The sequence below is a fragment of the Candidatus Bathyarchaeota archaeon genome, from assembly GCA_026014585.1.
Taxonomy (GTDB): domain Archaea; phylum Thermoproteota; class Bathyarchaeia; order Bathyarchaeales; family Bathycorpusculaceae; genus Bathycorpusculum.
In genome coordinates this window covers 58558-76646 of record JAOZIA010000024.1, presented here as the reverse complement: position 1 = coordinate 76646, position 18089 = coordinate 58558, and the positions used below count along the sequence as shown (strand labels likewise).

27 protein-coding genes and 1 pseudogene are annotated in these 18089 nt (G+C 43.8%); 20 read left to right on the top strand and 8 right to left on the bottom strand.

The features are described 5' to 3' along the window. Window positions 1–343: 343 nt before the first annotated feature. Both NWF01_09590 and NWF01_09585 read right to left on the bottom strand, forming a co-directional pair. Window positions 344–1483 carry a hypothetical protein gene (locus NWF01_09590; protein ID MCW4025270.1) on the bottom strand — a complete coding sequence of 380 codons (1140 nt, stop codon included), beginning with the start codon at window positions 1481–1483 and terminating at the stop codon, window positions 344–346. Between the two features lie 56 nt (window positions 1484–1539). Then, complete coding sequence (locus NWF01_09585; GenBank protein ID MCW4025269.1) at window positions 1540–2154, bottom strand: HNH endonuclease; 615 nt, start codon at window positions 2152–2154, stop codon at window positions 1540–1542. 165 nt (window positions 2155–2319) lie between these two features. Between NWF01_09585 and NWF01_09580 the strand changes: the two genes are divergently transcribed. The 5 genes from NWF01_09580 to NWF01_09560 all read left to right on the top strand — a co-directional run bounded on the left by NWF01_09580 (window position 2320) and on the right by NWF01_09560 (window position 4573). After that, window positions 2320–2535 carry a hypothetical protein gene (locus tag NWF01_09580; protein MCW4025268.1) on the top strand — a complete coding sequence of 72 codons (216 nt, stop codon included), beginning with the start codon at window positions 2320–2322 and terminating at the stop codon, window positions 2533–2535. Between the two features lie 83 nt (window positions 2536–2618). Further along, window positions 2619–3188, top strand: coding sequence for a hypothetical protein (locus tag NWF01_09575; GenBank protein MCW4025267.1), 570 nt, complete (start codon window positions 2619–2621; stop codon window positions 3186–3188). 210 nt (window positions 3189–3398) lie between these two features. Then, window positions 3399–3824 (top strand): hypothetical protein, encoded by a 426-nt coding sequence (locus NWF01_09570; protein MCW4025266.1) that lies wholly within the window; start codon window positions 3399–3401, stop codon window positions 3822–3824. A 103-nt stretch (window positions 3825–3927) separates the two neighbouring features. Then, entirely contained in the window at window positions 3928–4143 is a 216-nt protein-coding gene (locus NWF01_09565; GenBank protein ID MCW4025265.1) for a hypothetical protein, read from the top strand. A 91-nt stretch (window positions 4144–4234) separates the two neighbouring features. Then, a complete protein-coding gene (locus NWF01_09560) occupies window positions 4235–4573 on the top strand; it encodes a hypothetical protein (protein MCW4025264.1) in 339 nt (112 codons plus the stop codon). Window positions 4574–4578: 5 nt separating this feature from the next. Here NWF01_09560 and NWF01_09555 read toward each other — a convergent pair whose 3' ends face one another. Next, entirely contained in the window at window positions 4579–4905 is a 327-nt protein-coding gene (locus NWF01_09555) for a Rieske (2Fe-2S) protein (protein MCW4025263.1), read from the bottom strand. 85 nt (window positions 4906–4990) lie between these two features. Beyond that, window positions 4991–5239, bottom strand: a complete 249-nt coding sequence (locus NWF01_09550) for a hypothetical protein (GenBank protein ID MCW4025262.1) — start codon at window positions 5237–5239, stop codon at window positions 4991–4993. A gap of 271 nt (window positions 5240–5510) precedes the next feature. Here NWF01_09550 and NWF01_09545 point away from each other — a divergent pair, with 271 nt between their 5' ends. The 4 genes from NWF01_09545 (at window position 5511) to NWF01_09530 (ending at window position 7626) form a co-directional block, all read left to right on the top strand. Continuing rightward, on the top strand, window positions 5511–5663 hold the full coding sequence (locus NWF01_09545) for a hypothetical protein (GenBank protein MCW4025261.1): 153 nt from the start codon (window positions 5511–5513) through the stop codon (window positions 5661–5663). 155 nt (window positions 5664–5818) lie between these two features. Further along, window positions 5819–6406 (top strand): hypothetical protein, encoded by a 588-nt coding sequence (locus NWF01_09540; GenBank protein ID MCW4025260.1) that lies wholly within the window; start codon window positions 5819–5821, stop codon window positions 6404–6406. Window positions 6407–6576: 170 nt separating this feature from the next. After that, entirely contained in the window at window positions 6577–7017 is a 441-nt protein-coding gene (locus tag NWF01_09535) for a 30S ribosomal protein S12 (protein ID MCW4025259.1), read from the top strand. A gap of 6 nt (window positions 7018–7023) precedes the next feature. After that, a complete protein-coding gene (locus tag NWF01_09530) occupies window positions 7024–7626 on the top strand; it encodes a 30S ribosomal protein S7 (protein ID MCW4025258.1) in 603 nt (200 codons plus the stop codon). Window positions 7627–7662: 36 nt separating this feature from the next. Here the strand turns inward: NWF01_09530 and NWF01_09525 are convergent, their stop codons facing one another. Then, complete coding sequence (locus tag NWF01_09525; GenBank protein ID MCW4025257.1) at window positions 7663–8850, bottom strand: TGS domain-containing protein; 1188 nt, start codon at window positions 8848–8850, stop codon at window positions 7663–7665. Between the two features lie 146 nt (window positions 8851–8996). Between NWF01_09525 and NWF01_09520 the strand changes: the two genes are divergently transcribed. The 8 genes and pseudogenes from NWF01_09520 to NWF01_09485 all read left to right on the top strand — a co-directional run bounded on the left by NWF01_09520 (window position 8997) and on the right by NWF01_09485 (window position 13994). Beyond that, window positions 8997–9224: a ferrous iron transport protein A gene (locus tag NWF01_09520; protein ID MCW4025256.1), complete on the top strand. Its 228-nt coding sequence runs from the start codon at window positions 8997–8999 to the stop codon at window positions 9222–9224. Further along, window positions 9221–9451: a ferrous iron transport protein A gene (locus tag NWF01_09515; protein ID MCW4025255.1), complete on the top strand. Its 231-nt coding sequence runs from the start codon at window positions 9221–9223 to the stop codon at window positions 9449–9451. The genes NWF01_09520 and NWF01_09515 overlap by 4 nt, the downstream gene beginning before the upstream one ends. A gap of 2 nt (window positions 9452–9453) precedes the next feature. After that, a pseudogene (gene feoB, locus NWF01_09510) lies at window positions 9454–11444 on the top strand (ferrous iron transport protein B). Between the two features lie 9 nt (window positions 11445–11453). Then, window positions 11454–11954 (top strand): hypothetical protein, encoded by a 501-nt coding sequence (locus tag NWF01_09505; protein ID MCW4025254.1) that lies wholly within the window; start codon window positions 11454–11456, stop codon window positions 11952–11954. Next, on the top strand, window positions 11951–12217 hold the full coding sequence (locus NWF01_09500; protein MCW4025253.1) for a FeoC-like transcriptional regulator: 267 nt from the start codon (window positions 11951–11953) through the stop codon (window positions 12215–12217). The genes NWF01_09505 and NWF01_09500 overlap by 4 nt, the downstream gene beginning before the upstream one ends. A 17-nt stretch (window positions 12218–12234) precedes the next feature. Then, the gene (locus NWF01_09495; GenBank protein MCW4025252.1) at window positions 12235–12684 is read left to right on the top strand and encodes a metal-dependent transcriptional regulator; all 450 of its coding nucleotides are present in this window, start codon (window positions 12235–12237) and stop codon (window positions 12682–12684) included. 11 nt (window positions 12685–12695) lie between these two features. Next, window positions 12696–13439, top strand: coding sequence for a ZIP family metal transporter (locus NWF01_09490; protein ID MCW4025251.1), 744 nt, complete (start codon window positions 12696–12698; stop codon window positions 13437–13439). Between the two features lie 108 nt (window positions 13440–13547). Further along, window positions 13548–13994 (top strand): metal-dependent transcriptional regulator, encoded by a 447-nt coding sequence (locus tag NWF01_09485; GenBank protein ID MCW4025250.1) that lies wholly within the window; start codon window positions 13548–13550, stop codon window positions 13992–13994. Window positions 13995–14015: 21 nt separating this feature from the next. On the opposite strand, the gene NWF01_09480 is transcribed toward NWF01_09485, so the two are convergent. From NWF01_09480 to NWF01_09470, 3 genes are all read right to left on the bottom strand, one after another. Continuing rightward, on the bottom strand, window positions 14016–14510 hold the full coding sequence (locus NWF01_09480; GenBank protein ID MCW4025249.1) for an arsenate reductase ArsC: 495 nt from the start codon (window positions 14508–14510) through the stop codon (window positions 14016–14018). A 12-nt stretch (window positions 14511–14522) separates the two neighbouring features. Continuing rightward, the gene (locus NWF01_09475) at window positions 14523–14816 is read right to left on the bottom strand and encodes a 4Fe-4S dicluster domain-containing protein (GenBank protein ID MCW4025248.1); all 294 of its coding nucleotides are present in this window, start codon (window positions 14814–14816) and stop codon (window positions 14523–14525) included. Between the two features lie 75 nt (window positions 14817–14891). Then, window positions 14892–15500 carry a hypothetical protein gene (locus tag NWF01_09470; GenBank protein ID MCW4025247.1) on the bottom strand — a complete coding sequence of 203 codons (609 nt, stop codon included), beginning with the start codon at window positions 15498–15500 and terminating at the stop codon, window positions 14892–14894. 70 nt (window positions 15501–15570) lie between these two features. Here NWF01_09470 and NWF01_09465 point away from each other — a divergent pair, with 70 nt between their 5' ends. From NWF01_09465 to NWF01_09455, 3 genes are all read left to right on the top strand, one after another. Continuing rightward, window positions 15571–15903 carry a metalloregulator ArsR/SmtB family transcription factor gene (locus NWF01_09465; protein ID MCW4025246.1) on the top strand — a complete coding sequence of 111 codons (333 nt, stop codon included), beginning with the start codon at window positions 15571–15573 and terminating at the stop codon, window positions 15901–15903. A 192-nt stretch (window positions 15904–16095) separates the two neighbouring features. Continuing rightward, window positions 16096–17271, top strand: coding sequence for a hypothetical protein (locus NWF01_09460; protein ID MCW4025245.1), 1176 nt, complete (start codon window positions 16096–16098; stop codon window positions 17269–17271). Window positions 17272–17407: 136 nt separating this feature from the next. Further along, window positions 17408–17743, top strand: coding sequence for a nitrous oxide-stimulated promoter family protein (locus tag NWF01_09455; protein MCW4025244.1), 336 nt, complete (start codon window positions 17408–17410; stop codon window positions 17741–17743). Window positions 17744–18089: the final 346 nt, after the last annotated feature.

Here is an 18089-nt window from a genome sequence, read left to right as displayed (position 1 = left end):
CCGCCACTGTATACATTAAGAAATCGCAAACGAAAAAGCATGCTCAACCAACAAAACGCCACAACAAACTAAACCGCCACCAAACAAATTGCCCAAACGCTGTGTTAACCTGATTAGTGAATTGTTAGAGTGCCGAGAAGGCGTCAAAGAAACAATCATGTGATCGATGCCTTTGCGGTACAGTTTACCGCTTGAATTAGAAGAGAAGCCGTTTTTGTATGCGGCTCGCCGTTGATGCCTTCAAAGTTTAAGGTGGAATAACCTTCGAAGGTTACTCTGTTTGGTAACGTAAGTCATGAGGATTTAACATACGTTAACGATATAGCTGTATTTTTCTGCGATTTCAGTTAATAATTTTCTTACATTTAACTATTCTACCACGCCAGCCTTTTTCTGTTTCTTTAAAAACAAGCACAATACTTTTAGTTGTGTATCCGAGAGCAAGAGTAAGTGCATTTGCCAATTTCATCTCTTTACCCCAAACAGCCTTGTATCCGTCGATAATTCGGTCGTCTAAGTGGTTTACCTCAATAGCAACGATATCAGCATTTTGCCTAAAACCATCCTTAATTAATCCAGCAAGTTTCTCTATTTCAGTTGTCTCATTAGTGATTGTAACAATACCATGTAAATTTTGAGGTGTTATGTAATGTTCGATGGGTTTCTTAACCTGAACCCATCTTCCATTAATTTTGATATCAGGATTATTGCTCAACTCAACATCGAAACCGTAACCCTTTGATAGTGCTGCTAATTTAGCCTCAGATGCCATGTGTGCGAAAGTTTTCCTGATATCCGTGATTCTTTGACATGCTTCTCGTGAGAATCTAAAATCGTAGGAAAATTGCGATTTTTTACTTAGTTTTTCAAAGGTGCGAGTACGACCTTTGCAGTGCATTCGTATTTCTGAAAACTTTTCTTTTGTGTCTATCCCTAACTTATCAAGATTATATAAAGCCCAGATCAAATAAAGTATGTCAACGATAAAAGTATCATTCATTTCGTTCTCGTAAGTATTCCAGCTATTATCAAGCGTGTCGCGAATAGTGTCAATCGCTATGTTTCTCCAAAAATCATCATCAACATTAAGCGTTTTGTTGAACCAATTCCAAGCATGTATCATATTTTCTGGGGTTGTTGCCCAATGAAATTTTGAATCAAACAAGAATCCTGCAAAACCTACGGTATTGCCCTCGCGTTCAAAAACAGCGTTATTTAGAACGATTTTAAGAGCAAAATTTTCTTCAGATGGGTCGGTTATTGTCACCATCTTTGGCAGGTTGCAGATGAAACGTGGCGTCATATCGTCGTTGTACACCACTAACGGTGCAGGCGATGAAAATACTTGTTTGAAAATTCTAATTTTAGTTTGATATTTTGCCAATAGGAACTCTGGGTTATCATTAACGCATTTTTTGCACAAACCGAAGTATTTATCGTATTCTTTTTTCCCAATCAGGTTATCGCACTTCTTGCATTTCATAGGCCTCACCGTTGCCCTGTCAACACAGAAGTGCTTAAAAGAAGTGTATTATAACGTTAGTTATAGCCTTTCTGTACTGCTTTATAGCAATCTATTTTTGTCTTGTATTCTTCTTCCAGAATTTCTCTTAGCAGATTTTGGAAGTCAAAAGTAACTGAAGAAGGGTATTGTAGCCCAGCGTTTAAGTGGCATTCTTTACATAGCACTTGTAAGTTTCCCACTTTATTGGAACCACCAAAACAAAGAGGAATTTTATGATGAATTTCAAGATTGGTTTCCTTGCCACACTCCTCGCATTTTTTCGGCAAATGTTTTATGACACTTACAGGAAGGTCAACTCGTTTTGTTCTATTTAGCTTGTAAATTTTTCTTAACCAATCGAAAGAAAAATTGAAACAACCATTGCTTGAGTGTCCAGTTGATTTAAAAAACTTTATAGGTTTTGACAAAAACCAAATGGGTTTGTTATCTACTTTAAATTCTAGAAGTACAGGCTGATTATTCTTAGGTATGTGCCCTAAAAAATGCCTGACACACTCGGGGCATACGCCCTTTGAAGCATATGCATGCTCAAATCCGATTAATTTCTTCTCTAAATTGTAAACTAATTTTCCTTCAACTTTTCGAGTTTTAGATTCATAACGGCTGCATAGAATGCACTGAATAGTCATACTGTTTAAACCGTTAAGGTGTAGCTGCTTAATAAGTTGGTATCTCAACAGCATTTAAAGACATATGCAGAAACCATTCGAGTTTGTTAGTGATTTTTGATCTGTATTGTTGCTTCATTACGTTTATATCCTTATCTGATGTCTTAAGATAACAAGTGCTCTGGTGTGAGTAAACCACCAGAAAACCTACCCATTGTCCAACAAAATGGGGCAGGTTCAAGCAGACACCAAAGCAGCATGCAAGCCAGCGTCAAAGTGCAGAACACATGCCTGCACAAAAGAAACGCAAAATGTGGGGGGAGCTTGTACGTTGCAAACTTGGGGTTTGTTGTGAGCCTGCTCCATCAACAATTAATGATTAACTTAGGAAACAGTATGTAGCTAATGTGATGGACAAATCCTCTTATCCAATAAACACTCATAGGCAATACCAAGGGAAGAATCACTTTACGGAGAATCACAGATTGGGAACTGAACTTCACACATTCACCTCATTAAAAGACCTGCAAGAATACGCCACAGACCAAACAGGTCAACTCAAAGCCCTCTTCGAAGACTACAGCCAATGGCTAGGCACCGTTCTTAGAGATTTTGAAACCCAACACAAAAACCAGGAATGGTATCAAAAATCTGCTGCTCTGCAAAAAAACCTCAAAGGCAACGCCAAAAAACCCGCTGAAGCCAAACCCAAAAAAGGCGGCAAAGGTGAAAAAGGAAAAGCTCCTGCCAGTTGTTGGGTGCAATCAGGTGACATAGCGGTTTCGTTTACTGAGCAGGGTCAAACTGAGATTCTCTTTGAAGTTATCGAGAAAATTAATCAGAAAATGCAGGAAATAGAAAAATTTAAGGTGACATTGGCGCAGCTTGCACGTTTAGGACTGGGAACCACTGTGAATTACATCGTTTACATTGAGGATGATGTTCCTAAAAAGATAGTGTTACAGCCAAAAGCTAACGCGAAGGGTGATGATATCTTCAAGTTTGCTGCTGAACTTTCCGTGCCAGCATGCTTTAACGTGACAAACTCTCCATAACCTGCCTACTTTGCGGCTTGGCATGGTGACTACTAAGACGTAACATATAAGAGTCAAATTAACCGAAAAGATGTACGAGAGGAATCAACCTTCAACCCGCAGTATTCAGTCGCAGGCGTAAGCGTTTCTATAACTCTTAATAGCCTACACGCTGAAAGAACCGGGCAATACACCACAAAAGACGAACTCTTCTTTGACATCAACGCTAAAATGGAAGAGCAAAAAAAAGGCACCAACGAAGTCACCCTCAGCTTTGCCCTAAACATCTCCACCAAACCAAACGTAGTCAAATACGCCATAGCTGGAGATGTCACCTTAACAGGCAAATCCGATGACATAAAAAAACGTCTAGAAGTTAACCCCAAAACCAACATCCCCCAAATCCTCTTCACCATCTACCAACACGTCTTCAACTCAATCTACATCCTCTCCAGCAACCTAAACACACCCTACCCACCACCCGACCTACTACACCCAATGGCAGAAAAAATCCAAATCATACCCGCAACACAACCCGAAAAAGAGCAAACAGCAAAAACAGAGGAACAAGCAGCAACAGCACCCAACGCCACCCCAGACGCTTCAGCAGTTCAGGCGCAAGCAGCCCCAAATCCTAATCCAGCGCCAGCCAAGTAACCGTTTTGTTTTTTGATATTCCGGCTTTTGATATATTGCTTGTTTTGGAATAATTCTATTAAATATTAATCTGCGATATGGCTTGTGAAGGGAGAAGAAGGCTTTGGAGACGTCAGTAGCAACTTTGCTATTGGTAACGGCAGCCGTGCTGTTTGCCGTGGTAGCAATAAATTATACCGTAGACATTTTTCAGCAGTTCACCAACATCGAAGACAATCCGCAGCTAAGCATGATTAACAGTCTTGAGGAAAGCCTACTTAATCAAACCAGCCTACTCTACAACCAAACCATACCCGCAATACCCAACAATCCACCCTAGCCTCACTTTTTCTACCTTTACTGATTACCCGTACAGTTTTTGGATTCATAACCCCTAAAAGTAAAAAACACCACTTTCTGGTTGACGCTTCATGTCAACAACACCCGAAACCCCCCAAGCAGCGGAGATTTCAAAGTTCGATGCTGAGAACGCAACGAGTCTGTCAGCTGATTTTCTAAAACGACTCGGCTACAAGGGCATTTGGTCCCCGATGAAGGTATCTTTGGATGGGGAATTATACGTTGTTGAATTGATGTTTAAAAAATTAAATGCGAAAGTGCAGATTAACTCGCAAACCAAGGAAATCCGCGAGTACGAAGTGCAAAAAGCCGAAGAAGAAAGCGGCGGTGCCCCCACAGGAAAAATAATGTTTCTAATAACCCTGATTTCAGTGGGTGCCTTAATCTCTAAGCTAATAGGCGTTTTCTAAGGTTGCTATTTTATTTCAACCAAGATTTTGCCATCAACAATTTTCCAGCGATAAAACAGCAGTCTGAAAGCGGGCTCCTCTTCATACTCGCCAGTTAGCAAACTAAACCGCCAATCATGACACGGACAAATAATTGTGAAACCATCAAGTTCCCCGCCTGAAAACCCGCAGCTCATGTGAGGGCACCGATTGTCAATGGCAAAAATTTGGTTTTCCTGCTTAATCAGCAGGACAGGGGTGCCTTCGATTCTGACGAGTTTCATGGTGCCATTTTGTAGTTGATTTTCCTCTAAAGCAAACTTGAAATTATCCTGTTTTTCGTTTTTGTTCAATTCGTGGACTCCCCTGAAATGGAGTGTTTTTCTGGGATAATTGCGTTTTGCTTGAGACCTTCAGGCTGAATCATGTTTGAGGTATTTAGGGGGTTGGTTTTGCTTGTTTAGGTTTTATCGCCAAGTTTATCTTCAAATCTAACTCGTATTCTTCGTTGGTTTTGCTAAACGAAAAATTAAACCCCTCCACGCAAACTTTCATTGGCTCCCCTTTCTCAGATATGCCTTTGACATTGTTTATAAAATCGTAAACTTTGCTAATGACATCATTTACATCCAAATTAACTTGTGTCTTTTCCGTTTTTGTGCTCTCTTGCACTTCAACTTCGCCCATATTTTCACCTCCAAAAAACCACATGGGAAAAAGGCAAAGAACCGCTTAAAGATGTGTGACTGCACCAAGACAAACACAAAACCCGCAAACAAAGCTAATTGACTGTTTTTGGCTTGGAAACTATCCAATTAGGGCTTACCTCTCTCTATTGTTTCTGCATACTTTGGCTATTAGGCTCCAAATATGACGGCGCTTGAGTGGTTAAGCCCCCATCGCTGTCTCCTAAAAAGCCACATATACCGCGTCATTCACACACATCTTGGTGGTGTATATGAGCAAAACTCATCAAGAAGAACTTACCCGCCAAAAAACAGAGCAAGCTAAACTTGAAGCCGCAATGAATCGGCAAGAACCACAAACCCAACGGGACCAACAACTTGAGGCTCTTGACAAGTGGTTAGACAAGCAAGAAAAGCGGCGTTAGAGACGTTCGTGGTGTTGCAGAAAGGTCTTCTATTAACCGATTAATTACGTAATGTTTTATCTAAATAGTTAGTACAGTGTGTGGTTGCTAATGCTTTTATTTTTGATTGGCGCAATGTTCTATAGGTTTCTATTAAGATTAAGCTGGGCTGGTTCTTGGTTTCTGTAAATGTTGAGCTTGAACATTTTAAACTCGTTGTAGACCATTACAAACAGGACATACGTGAATACTGGACTAAAGCGAACTTTTTCTTTTTAGCAAACGCTGGATTACTATCAGGCTTCATAATTTTTCTTGACCACGCAAACGATTTTCCCCTCTTCAAAATCGCTTTGCCCCTCACTGGCATAGTGGTTGCCGCCTTTTTTTATTTGATTTTGGAGAATTCTCATTATTGGTCCAAAAGGTGGCGCTGTGAAGTTTTAAAACTCTGTGAAGGCGGCAAAAAATTCCCTTGCTACTGGGATGTTGAGCATGAAGCGCAGGTTTGTCCGTGTAGGCACCCTGAGTTTTGGACACAGCTTTTGGATTTGGCATTCATTTTTGTTTGGGCTGGGTTTTTAATGATTAATCTTGAGGTTGTCCGATCCAGTGTGTATGTTATGGGGTTTGTTGTTGCTAACTTGTTTTGGGTGGCGCTTCTTGTTGGGTTTCTTTTTTATGAAAAAGAGAAAAAACCCTTTGAAGGCTTTAAGCCTGAACACAAAAAGGCTACTGCAAATGCGTATGATGGTGTTGTCTAACCAGTAAGCATCCAGCTTTGCGAGCCAAGACCCTCTTTGTTGCCCTTATTCAAATAATTGTATGGTCTGATGGATTTGAGTCATTTAGCCCTTAACAAGCGTTTTTTCTTCGTTTCCTTTAAATATGAGTGTTATGACTATGGTGTTGCATTAAGAGGAATATCTTAGATATGGGTTCCAAGTCACCACGAGGGGAATTTGCCGCAAGGCAACTTCAGAAGAAGCGGAAGAACTTCCGTTGGCACGATCGATACTTTAATCGAAGAATGTTAATGTTAGACGAAAAAGTTGACCCCATGCAAGGCGCGCCACAGTCAAGAGGCATCGTCCTTGAAAAAGTGGGTGTCGAATCCAAGCAGCCTAACTCTGCCATTCGAAAATGTGTTCGTACACAACTTATCAAAAACGGCAGAACAATCAGCGCCTTTTTGCCCGGCGACGGCGCCTTAAACGTTGTCGATGAACACGACGAGGTTGTCGTGGAGGGTATCGGAGGCACCAGAGGTGGCGCTATGGGAGACATTCCCGGTGTCCGCTGGAAGGTTGTAAAGGTTAACGGCGTTTCACTCAACGAACTCGTTTACGGAAGAAAACAAAAACCAGCAAGATGATAAGTTATGTCAACTCAAACAGCTCCAGTAATTGTTGCTCCACCACAGGACATTAAACTGTTCCAGAAGTGGACCTTCAAAGAAATCAAAGTAGTCGATATAGGCTTACAGCGGTATCTAAACCTGACTCCAATGGTTGCCCCACACAGTATGGGTCGCCATGAGCACCAAAGATTCCGCAAAAGCAAAGTAAACATTGTCGAACGCCTAATAAACGGGCTTATGCGTAGCGGCAAAAACGCAGGCAAAAAAGCCAAATCAACCAACATCGTCAAAGAAGCTTTTGAAATCATCAACATACGCACAGGCAGAAACCCAGTTGAGGTTTTGGTCAAAGCAGTTGAAAACAGTGCACCATGCGAAGATACAACACGTATCAGCTACGGTGGTGTTGTCTATCACCTTTCAGTTGATGTTGCACCCCAACGCAGAATCGACCTTGCCATACGCCACATAAGCAACGGCGCAAGAACAAGCAGCCTAAACACTCCACGCAGCATCCAAGAAACACTTGCTGACGAACTCATCATGGCTGCCAACAACGACATAAAAAGCGTCGCAGTTGCAAAACGCAACGAAATCGAACGCGTCGCACAATCCAGCAGATAAACCTGCTTTTTCTTTATTTTTGTATTTTATTTTTTGTTAAATTACTTTAGCATGTATTTCCACGATGTCGCCATCTTCTAGGGGGAAGTTTAACCCGACTTTTTTAGGACTAAAAGGCAACCGTTTAGCCCAGACCATGGCAAACATGAAGTTTGATGCAAGTTCTTTATGGATGTTTTTTGCTAACTCGTTAATGGTGGAACCCTTGCGAAGGGCAAAGGGGTGGTCGCTGTGTGCTTTGTTGCCTGGTTCTTTGGTGTAGATGCGTATGATGCCCAATGCTTCAAATAGGGATTTTCCCAGCTCGTTTAGTCCTGTTTTTTGCTCGCATGACATAGCGACAATGGGCAGTTTGCCTTTCACATGCTGTTTTAGTTTGTTTAGGTTAGCTTGGGCGCCGGGTAAATCTAGTTTGTTTGCAACAATCACGGCAGGTTTGTATATGGTGCTTTCAAACACTGCATCTTCTACATCTTGCAGGGAAACTTCCCCTGTTATGTGCACTATAGCGTCATTAACTTTGTAGTCGCGCAGAACCTGCTCTACATCTTTCATGGTGCAATCCAGCAGTCTGCCAACTAAGGTAACTCGTAGAGCCGTGCCTGTGTTGCGTCTGTCAATTTCAACTCTTCCGCTGGGTTTGTAAACTAAAACTCGGCTTTTTTCCATCTCTGCCAAAATCAACTCTAACTGCTCTACAGGATTTCGACTTAAATCAACCATCAAAATTACGCCATCAGAATTTCTGGCCAGACCCAACGTGATGTTTCCGCCTGCTTTGCCTTCATAGGCGCCTTCCATCACTGCGGGTGCTTCAACCATCTGGAATTGAACATCTAAATAATTCATTATTCCAGGCACGGGTTCATGTGTGCTAAATGGTGTTAGAGTGACAAGGACTTTGGAGTTTGTAGTGGTGCTCATTAGGCAACTCTTGCCCACGTTTGTCATGCCGACCAAAATCACCTGCGCGGAGGCTTCTTTTTCTATGAAGAGTTTGGGTCCGCCGCTGCTTTTGCCTGTGCCCATGCGTTTTTTGTGGTCTAGGTCTTTTTGGATTTGAGCGATGCGTTTTTTGACGGTGCCGCGAAGTTTCATGGTGCCTTTGTGTTGAGGGACTACGCTTAGGAACTCTTGTAGTTTTTTGAGTTTGTCTTGTGGTGTGTGGGCGTTTTCTACTTCTTCCCATTTATCCATGGCTTCGGGTGGCAAATTATTTGGCATAGTGGACTTCGCAGAAGAATACGCAAATTCATGTTTATGTTTGTTTCGAATGTTGGTTGGGGTTTGGGTGGGTTGTTGCATAAACTTTATAACTTAGTTAACTCTATAAAAGTTAGATTAAACTAAATTTAGTAGAGTGAACTAACATGCGACTAAGTGACCTAAACCCCGGACAAACCGCCACAATAAATGCAATACAACAAAGCGGACAAGCCAAACGCCGCCTTCTCGAAATGGGACTAGTTCGCGGCTCAAAAATCCAAATCATCTGCCGCGCGCCACTGGGCGACCCCATAGAAATCGAAATCCGCGACTACAAACTCACCCTCCGAAAAAAAGAAGCCGACAACATCCTCGTGGAGGCACAACCATGATACAACAAACACCCCTAAGCAGCCTAACCTACGGCACCCAAGCAAAAATCAGCAAAATAAACGGCGGATGCAGCCTGATTAAACGCCTAACCGAAATGGGTCTCACCTTGGGCACACCCGTAAAAGTGGTTAGCGATGCAATCGGTGGTCCAGTTGTTATTGAAGTTCGAGACTGCCGCTTAGCCCTTGGACGCGGAGTCGCAACAAAAATCTACGTGGAGCAATAACGATGGCAAACACATACACAATTGCATTAATCGGCAACCCCAATGTGGGCAAAAGCGTCATATTCAACAGTCTCGTTCCAGGTGCACGTCAGCACGTGGGCAATTGGCCAGGAAAAACTGTGGAGAAAAAAGAAGGCACCTTCCACTACAACGGCGTCCAATTCAAACTCGTGGACTTACCCGGCACCTACAGCCTCACCGCCGCAGCCGAAGACGAACTGGTCTCACGCAACTTCATTTTGCAGGAAAAACCCGACGTAGTTGTTGATGTCGTTGATGCCTCAAATCTTGAGCGCAATCTTTACCTAACTACCCTGCTGCTGGAGCTGGATGCCAATCTGCTACTGGTTCTAAACATGACCGACATTGCCCAAGACAAAGGCTACAAAATCAATGTGCAAACGCTCTCGCAAAAACTGGGTGTGCCTATTGTTACAACTGTTGCTACCAAGGCAAAGGGCTTAACTGACCTCAAAGAAGCCATCCTAAAAGCCGCCAAAACCCCTCACAAAACAGGGGCGCTGATGTATGGCAAGAAAATCGAGGAAGTCATAGATTATTTAGTGACAATTCTCGAAAAAGACCCCACGTTGTCAGAGCAGTATCCTTTGCGGTGGCTCGCTATTAAGCTGCTTGAGAAAGATGAGCAGGCTATTAAAATCACCCAATCCAGCCCCGTTTATGGCACAGTTTTGGAGGTTGTAGCATGAAAGCCAACAAAGTGATAGGCGAAGACGCTGACATTGCATTAGCCGATGCGCGTTATGAGCAGATTAGCAAAATCCTTGACGCCGCACTGGTGAAAGGTGAGCGCAAATGGACAATAACCGACCTGCTTGATAAGGTGTTTTTGAACAAGTACGTGGACATACCCGCGTTTTTTGCCCTGCTTTGGGCTGTGTTTCAGTTCACCTTTGAAGCCTCAGCGCCGTTTATGAGTTTGATAGAGATGTTTTTTGCCTATCTATCCAGCTTAGCCGCGCAAATCCCCAATCCTGTTGTGGCTTCGCTGCTGGCTGACGGTGTTCTGGGCGGGTTAGGTTTCATCTTGACCTTTACAGCGCCAATATTCTTCCTGTTCTTTGCTTTGTCCCTCTTAGAAGACAGCGGATACTTGGCACGTGTAGCCTTCGTGTTTGACAAGGTAATGTTCAAACTGGGTCTGCATGGTCGGTCTTTCATTCCGATGTTGCTGGGTTTTGGATGCAACCTACCCGCCATCATGGCAGCCCGAAGCGTAGAAGGCAAAAAAGACCGCCTCATAACCATCTTAACGGTGCCTTTCATGTCCTGCGCTGCACGGTTACCCGTGTACGTGCTTATTGCTGGTGCCTTCTTTGCCGCTAACGCTGCAACCGCAGTCTGGTCAATGTACATAATCGGCATCGCCGTAGCCATCCTATTCGCGCTACTGCTGCGAAAAACAATCCTCAAAGGCGAACCTGCCCCATTCATAATTGAGTTGCCAACCTACAAAATGCCCACGCTGCACGGTTCAGTGCTGCACATGTGGGAACGCGGTGTGTCCTTCCTTAAGAAGGCGGGTACGTACCTGCTGGTTGGCGCTGTCATCCTTTGGGTGCTTTCGGTGCTGCCTTGGGGTGTGGAGCCTGGGAGCGGTGAATCCCTCATCGGTATCATCGGTCAAACCTTGCAACCAATCTTTGCGCCCTTGGGTTTCAGCTGGCAAATCGTGTCCTCACTGGTCTTTGCCTTCTTGGCAAAGGAGTTGGTGGTGGAATCGTTGGGTGTTATCTATGGTGTAGCGGGTGATGCAAGCATACAAGCCGCCCTCATAGCGTCGATAACGCCTGTTAGCGCGTTTGCATTGATGGTGTTTACGCTGCTGTATGTACCTTGCTTGGCAACGGTTGGCGTCATCAAAAAGGAGACGGGCTCGTGGAAGTGGACGCTGTTTGCAGTGCTCTCGGAAATGGTCATTGCGTACGTTGCGGCGCTGGTGATTGTTGGCATTGGAGGACTACTATTTTAGGTGATACAAATGAGTACAAACATGAAAACTGGAAAACCAATTGCCGCCTACTCTTTAGGGCTAGGTGTGCTCTACCTCGTCTTTGGTTTGCTGGAACTGACCCGTGGACTAAGCGAATCCTTTGCTCTTGAATGGGCAATCATGGACGTGAGCACCGTTTTGGTGTACCCTGACATCTTTAGCGGCATCACGCTATCCATCATCGGCGCTATATTCCTCTTCGGTGTAGCGCCACAATGGAACGCCAAAAAAGACGCCTCATCCTACCTTGCAGTTGGCACACTGCTGGCTGGAGTGTTCTTTGCGGTGTACTTGGCAATCATGGGTGCCCATGTCCTCGGTTGGGGTATCTATCATGTTTCCCCCGCAGATTACGCTGACATCTTCGCTGACTGGGCGGAGTGGAGTTGGCTTGATGATATGCGAGCGGGAATCTGGATGTTTGCCTTTGCCCTACCATCTGCATACTATACCCTAAAACTGTGGATAAATCGGAAGCAAAACCCATGATAAAGCAAGTCCTGCGAGCAATCAACACTACGGGCGTAATAAGTGAGAAAGAAATTGCAGAAGCAGCGAAAACAAGCCCCGAACTGGTGCAGCAAGCAATCGCCGTACTACAGGCAAAAGGCTACCTTACCTCTATTAGCCTAAACCCAACATGCGGTCAAGCTAGCTGCGCCAGCTGCGGGCACTGCAAACCCGCCGCTCAAACCAGCAAATACGCCTATGTCCTCACCGAGAAGGGCAAGGCGTACCTTCAAACTCCCTAACTTTTTTGTGATTAACAATGATGCACCCTGTTACTCGACTTAATGCAGCCAAAGAAACCTACATTAAAACCATAGCTGCTCTTGTCAAAAAGCACGGTTGCGTGGGTGTGTCAGATATTGCTAAGGCATTAAACGTTAAGCCCTCCAGCGTCACTGAAATGCTCAAAAAATTGGGTGCGCAGGGGTTTGTTGCGCATGAACCTTACTGCTCTGTTACGTTGACGGTTAAAGGTCAAAACTTGGCGGTTTTTCTTAAGCAGCAACAAGCATCACTGCAACGTTTCTTTGTATTGCTTGATGTTGATGAGCAAATCGCAAAGCAAGACGCCTGCAAAACGGGGCATGTGCTTCACGAGGCTACTTTGAAGCGACTTACGCAGTACGTAACATTTCTTGAAAACCCCAAGTATTCAGAGAACTGCGTGGACTGCTTTAGAGCGTACCTCAAAAACATAAAACAACAATAGGAGACTCAACTATGGAATTGTTCTGGATTGGCATACTATCCTGCGCATTTGCTGGACTAGCCACAGGAGCGGGAGCTCTGCCTGTCTTTTTCACCAAACGCATATCCGACCGGTTGCTTGATGTCTTGCTGGGTTTCTCAGCGGGGGTTATGCTTGCCGCTTCCTGTTTTAGCCTGATTGTTCCTGCTCTTGAAATGACAGATGCCTTAACTGTGGCGGTAGGGGTCGCTTTGGGCGCGTTAACCTTGCATCTAATTGACCGTTTCGTGCCGCACTTTCACCCTGCATCTGGACCTGAAGGGTTGCCCTCAAAACTGCCCCGGGTTTGGCTGTTTGTTGTGGCTATAACTATTCACAATTTTCCTGAAGGCTTAGCTGTAGGCATGAGTTTTGGCATAGGTGATATAGCTGCTGGCTTAGCTGTCGCTATGGCTATTGGCTTACAAAATATGCCTGAAGGACTCGCAGTGGCTCTTCCGCTTGCACGGGCAGGTTACAGCAGCAAAAAATCTATCGGATACGCGACCTTGACTGGGCTGGTGGAGCCTTTAGGTGGCTTGCTGGGGCTGGTTTTGGTTTCGTCGTTTCTGCCGATTTTGCCGTGGGGGCTGGCGTTTGCAGCGGGGGCTATGTTGTTTGTGGTTAGTGATGAGATGATTCCTGAGAGCCACAAGAAAGGGTTTGAGCGGGAAGCCACGTTTGGGTTAATCGCGGGGTTTGTACTAATGATGTTTCTGGATTGCTTTTTTGCTTAAACTCCTCAAATGTGTGCTATCATTGCTTTTTCTCAATAATCCCGAGATTGCTGAGTGGCTACACATGTTTTATTAACTAAAACAAAGAAAGATACGCAGGGTAACCCTGTGAAAGAAACCGAACGTGTATCGCGGCTTAACGCCACCGAGGAAACCTACATTGAAACCATAGACGCGCTAATGCAAAAACTTGGCTACGCAGTCGTAACCGACATAGCCAAAGAGCTTGACGTAAAAGCACCCAGCGTCACTAGTATGCTTAAAAAACTGGATGCATTGGGCTTTGTGAAATATACGCCGTATCGTAATGTGGTTTTAACGCAGAAAGGCAAAGACCTCGCAGGGTTTCTTAAAAAACGGGAGAAGTCCCTGCAGACTTTTTTAACACTGCTTGGTGTAGAGAAAAGTGTTGCTGAAGAAGACGCATGCGCTATCGAGCACATACTGCGCGCTCCAACCCAAAAGAAGCTTTCCAAATTTGTTGAGTTTTTGCAAACATCTGAAGGTGCAAAAGGCTTGGCGGCTTTTAGGAGCTTTGAGCAAACAGAAAGCTGACCTGTTTTTTGATTTGTCGTGCTACTTTTCGGTTTCCTCAATTAGTTTTTTTACGTCTGCAAACTGCTCAAGAATCCAGCCCCTCATTTCCTCTCTGACGCGGCGAAAAGCTGCCATCTTTTCTTCCTCTGTTCCCATGACTTCTGAGGGGTCCTCAAAACCATGGACTACATAATGTTTCATTTTATGCAACTTTTCATCGATTACACGGGGTCTCCCCATAACCATAGGCGCTGAACAAAGAGCACAGAGAATTTTTGCGCTGCTTTGGCAGACGGAAACTGCTAATTCGATTTCTGTTTCGGCAAATTCTTCTAACCCCTTAGAATACTGTGTTGAGATGTCTGCGCCTATTTCCGCCATGGCTTTGATTGCCAGTGGATTAACTGTTGTCGGATTGAGGCCTGCGCTGAAAACCTCGTATTTTTCGCCATATAAGTGTCTAAGTAACCCTTCGGCCATTTGAGACCGTGCAGAATTATGCGTGCATATGAACAGTATTTTTGGTTTATTCATTAAACTGCCTCATTATTTGTTGGTACTTGGTTTCTGGCGTAGTTGGTTAATGGTTTTTTTGGTTGCTTCCTCGTCAGGGTGGCTGATTGCTCTCACGGGGCAGATGTCTTCGCATCCTCTGCAGAAAACCACGCAACGGTTAGGAATGACCACGGTTCGTTTTTTGCCCTGTACCTCTTCGGTGGTGAAGGCGTGGGTGTGACAGAACTCAACACATTTTCCGCAGGCTATGCAGGTTTGGTAGTCTATTTTGGGGTCCCAAGCGATTTTGTTTCGGGGGATGCCCTCGTATTGGTCTTGTGACATGTTTTTTCACTTAAAAGTTGCATGTTAACTGTTTTAAAAAATTGGCGTTTAATTTATGTTATGTATTTATTTTTGTTAGGTTGGGTTCTGCTGTGTTTTCTGTTTCTCTATATGTTTTAGAACGTACCATGCGATTACGGGTATGAGTATGCCAAAGATGAGTCGTGGCGTCATGGTTACAAAAAAGCCGTAGTAGCCTGCGAGGAAGTTGAATCGGGAGAGCTGTGCAGTTAGGAACAAGAATAATCCACCTGAGAGCGCCGCAATAAAGCCTGAGAAGAGTAGTCGGGAGAGTTTTTGGGATTTTTGGCTGAGTGCTCCTGACATGTAGCCGATTAGCATGGCGCTTAGGATGTAGCCTAAGAGGGAGAGATTGTTTATCCAGCCCATCTGCATCGATCCATAAAGACCGTACCAGAGAGCGTATATGCTGCCCAAGAGGAATCCTGAGGCTCCTCCTGCCCACTTATTCCACAGCAACCCCAGCAGCATTGGTACGGCGACTATCATGATGACTTCTTGAACGCCAAACACTAAGATGCCTTGCAGGGCGCCTCCAAAGCCAAGGGATGCTAGTGTTCGTTCGTTGAGGGGGAACCAGATGATTATGAGACAAACAATTATGGGTGCTGCTATTCCGAGCAGGAGGTCTTTTATTTTTAGGTCTTTTATGCCGCCAGTCATTTAATTCAACCTTTATTCACCTCTTGTTTAATATAAATATTTAAATATTGTTATATATTCACGGTTCAGCATGACACCTACCGCAAACAACCCCCTAAAATTCAAAGCCAAAATCTTCTACGCCCTATCAGACCCCGCCAGAATAGACGTTCTAGAATTTCTCGGAGACCAAGAAAAATGCGTCTGCAAAATAGTGCCTCACCTAAATATGCCCCAACCCCTCGTCTCAAGACACCTAAAAATCCTACGCGACGCAGGCATCGTCAGATGCAGAAAAGACGGCACCAAAAGAATGTACTCCGTTATTGACCAGCGGATTTTTAACATTATTGATGCCTTAAACTCGGAGTTACTTGATTCGCTTTCAAAAGCGGTTATAGAGAACCTAACAACCTGCCCATAAGTTGTCTTTACTTTGGGCGAAAAATAATGTGTAAACCATTAACTTCGGTTAAGGCGCTGTAGTAATGGTTTTATTTAAGACAAGAAAGCCTTAGCCGCCACTTGTGTTTCTTTCTGATTGTGTCTTGATGTATCCACAAATCTATATTAACATGTAACCGTTTAAAAAATTGGATTTTTAAAGGTGAATAAATTGAGAAAATTTTCCATTAAGGTACTTTTGATACTGTGCGCGTTAACTCTAAGCTTAACTTTTGCAGGTGCTTTTGCTCAAACTTCTAGCATCACAAGCATAACCAGCCCCACAACAGCAAACCTAAATGCTGTGCACGTAGTGAGCACTTCTTCTACTAGTGATAATTTAGCTGCATCAAATGTATGGGCAGTGGGAGACGGCGGAGTAATCATTCATTGGGACGGGGAAAACTGGGTAACCGAAACCAGTCCCACCACGGAGAACCTTTACTCAGTATGTTTTGTTAACGATTCAAGCGGCTGGGCAGTGGGAGGTAATAGTGACAGCGGTATAATTCTAAATTATGATGGTGCAGCTTGGACTGTTTGGACAACCATTTCTTTTGATCCTGGAGTCACCACCCAAGATACAATCAACGCCACCTTGTACTCAGTTATAATGCATGATTCAGGTATGTCAGGCTGGGCGGTTGGTGCAAACGGCATAGCGCTTTCATATAGTGCTGGTACGTGGTATGGATTAACAGATGTGGCTTCTAGTACTTTGAGAAGTGTAAGCATGATACATGCAACCTATGACGGGTGGGCTGTAGGAGATAACGGAACATTTGTCCATCTCACAGGAATAGGATGGGACACGATAAACTTGCCTACAAACCAAGACCTATATGCAATTCAAATGACCAGTGCAACCAGCGGATGGGCCTGCGGTGGAAGTAGCGGTAACGGCGTAATTTTCTCCATGGACGATTCATCATGGACTGTCTGGGACAGAATAAACATGGGTGGAGATGTAAACTCTACAACTGGTTACGTAACTGATACACTTACTTCGCCACTGCGTTCCATAACAATGAACTCAGTCAATAATGCGTGGGCGGTGGGTGATGACGGACTGGCATTATACTGGAACGGTGAAGAATGGGGCGATAAAACCAATAGTACAATCCTTGGATCTACTGCTTTGAACGGTGTGTCGATGGTGCACAGCGTTTCAGGTACTGGGACAGGTGCTTGGGCTGTGGGTGATGGTGGACAAATCTTTGCTTGGACAGGTGTAAACTGGATTCCGGAGCTTTCAGTGTTCGTCGTTGTGCCTTTGCTTGTTGGAGTTGGGGTTGTTTTTGTGCTTTTAAAAAAGGTAAAAGCTACCCAGAAAGCTTTTCTAACTTAACCCTTTTTCTTTTTTTTCTGTTGAGCTTTATATCATAGTGAATCTGCTTTTTTGAGTTGAAAACAGGTGACTTTGGTTCTGTGAAAATGTTTAATTAGGCTTAATTGGCAGTGTTCAAGAAGAGCGTAGAATCAACTTGGCAAATGAAGGTCCACGAATAGCAAGAGAAAAAAAGACAATTCATGCTATGACACAGATTTATTGCAAAAACCATCATGGCAACAAAAACGGTGAATTATGCCCTGAATGTACCCGATTTTTTGAGTATGCGCAGATGCGGTTGGATAAGTGTCCGTTTGGGGAAAAGAAAAGCACCTGTGGTAAATGTTTGATTCACTGTTATCGTTCTGATATGAAAGTTAAGGTGAAAGAAATTATGCGTTATTCGGGTCCACGTATGCTTTTGTATCATCCTGTTTTGGCGTTGCATCATGCTGTTGATGGTTTAAAAAAGCCTAAGAAAAAGCCTTAAAGCAAAGTAAAAACGCAAACCTTTTATTGAATTTCAAACGATTACTTTTCTGGGCGATGAAGGTACGACAACAAATGTTGTCAATTCTTTAAAAGAAAAGACACCTATTAAAGCATCCTGCATCACTTCAACATCAGATAATTTACAAATTATGCTAAATGATATAGAAATAAGTGCTGAGCACTTCCGTATTTTATTTGGTGATTCATTGCTTGGTGTTTTGCTCTGTAAAGTTCTTCACAGAAATGAGGTTCCACTTGACCTGCTTGTTATAGATGTTAACCCCGCATTTTGTCAAGTATTAAAATTAAGACGCGACCAGATGCTTAACAAATGTTTTTCCCAG

Bases quoted from the DNA above. Each gene is read 5' to 3' on its own strand.
- NWF01_09490 (MCW4025251.1), top strand. From the start codon at position 12,696: ATGGAATTGTTCTGGATTGGCATACTATCCTGCGCATTTGCTGGACTA.
- NWF01_09480 (MCW4025249.1), bottom strand. From the start codon at position 14,510: ATGAATAAACCAAAAATACTGTTCATATGCACGCATAATTCTGCACGG.
- NWF01_09585 (MCW4025269.1), bottom strand. From the start codon at position 2,154: ATGACTATTCAGTGCATTCTATGCAGCCGTTATGAATCTAAAACTCGA.
- NWF01_09525 (MCW4025257.1), bottom strand. From the start codon at position 8,850: ATGCCAAATAATTTGCCACCCGAAGCCATGGATAAATGGGAAGAAGTA.
- NWF01_09560 (MCW4025264.1), top strand. From the start codon at position 4,235: ATGTCAACAACACCCGAAACCCCCCAAGCAGCGGAGATTTCAAAGTTC.
- NWF01_09465 (MCW4025246.1), top strand. From the start codon at position 15,571: ATGACACCTACCGCAAACAACCCCCTAAAATTCAAAGCCAAAATCTTC.
- NWF01_09590 (MCW4025270.1), bottom strand. From the start codon at position 1,483: ATGAAATGCAAGAAGTGCGATAACCTGATTGGGAAAAAAGAATACGAT.
- NWF01_09520 (MCW4025256.1), top strand. From the start codon at position 8,997: ATGCGACTAAGTGACCTAAACCCCGGACAAACCGCCACAATAAATGCA.
- NWF01_09500 (MCW4025253.1), top strand. From the start codon at position 11,951: ATGATAAAGCAAGTCCTGCGAGCAATCAACACTACGGGCGTAATAAGT.
- NWF01_09495 (MCW4025252.1), top strand. From the start codon at position 12,235: ATGATGCACCCTGTTACTCGACTTAATGCAGCCAAAGAAACCTACATT.
- NWF01_09475 (MCW4025248.1), bottom strand. From the start codon at position 14,816: ATGTCACAAGACCAATACGAGGGCATCCCCCGAAACAAAATCGCTTGG.
- NWF01_09545 (MCW4025261.1), top strand. From the start codon at position 5,511: ATGAGCAAAACTCATCAAGAAGAACTTACCCGCCAAAAAACAGAGCAA.
- NWF01_09570 (MCW4025266.1), top strand. From the start codon at position 3,399: ATGGAAGAGCAAAAAAAAGGCACCAACGAAGTCACCCTCAGCTTTGCC.
- NWF01_09530 (MCW4025258.1), top strand. From the start codon at position 7,024: ATGTCAACTCAAACAGCTCCAGTAATTGTTGCTCCACCACAGGACATT.
- NWF01_09505 (MCW4025254.1), top strand. From the start codon at position 11,454: ATGAGTACAAACATGAAAACTGGAAAACCAATTGCCGCCTACTCTTTA.
- NWF01_09550 (MCW4025262.1), bottom strand. From the start codon at position 5,239: ATGGGCGAAGTTGAAGTGCAAGAGAGCACAAAAACGGAAAAGACACAA.
- NWF01_09470 (MCW4025247.1), bottom strand. From the start codon at position 15,500: ATGACTGGCGGCATAAAAGACCTAAAAATAAAAGACCTCCTGCTCGGA.
- NWF01_09535 (MCW4025259.1), top strand. From the start codon at position 6,577: ATGGGTTCCAAGTCACCACGAGGGGAATTTGCCGCAAGGCAACTTCAG.
- NWF01_09515 (MCW4025255.1), top strand. From the start codon at position 9,221: ATGATACAACAAACACCCCTAAGCAGCCTAACCTACGGCACCCAAGCA.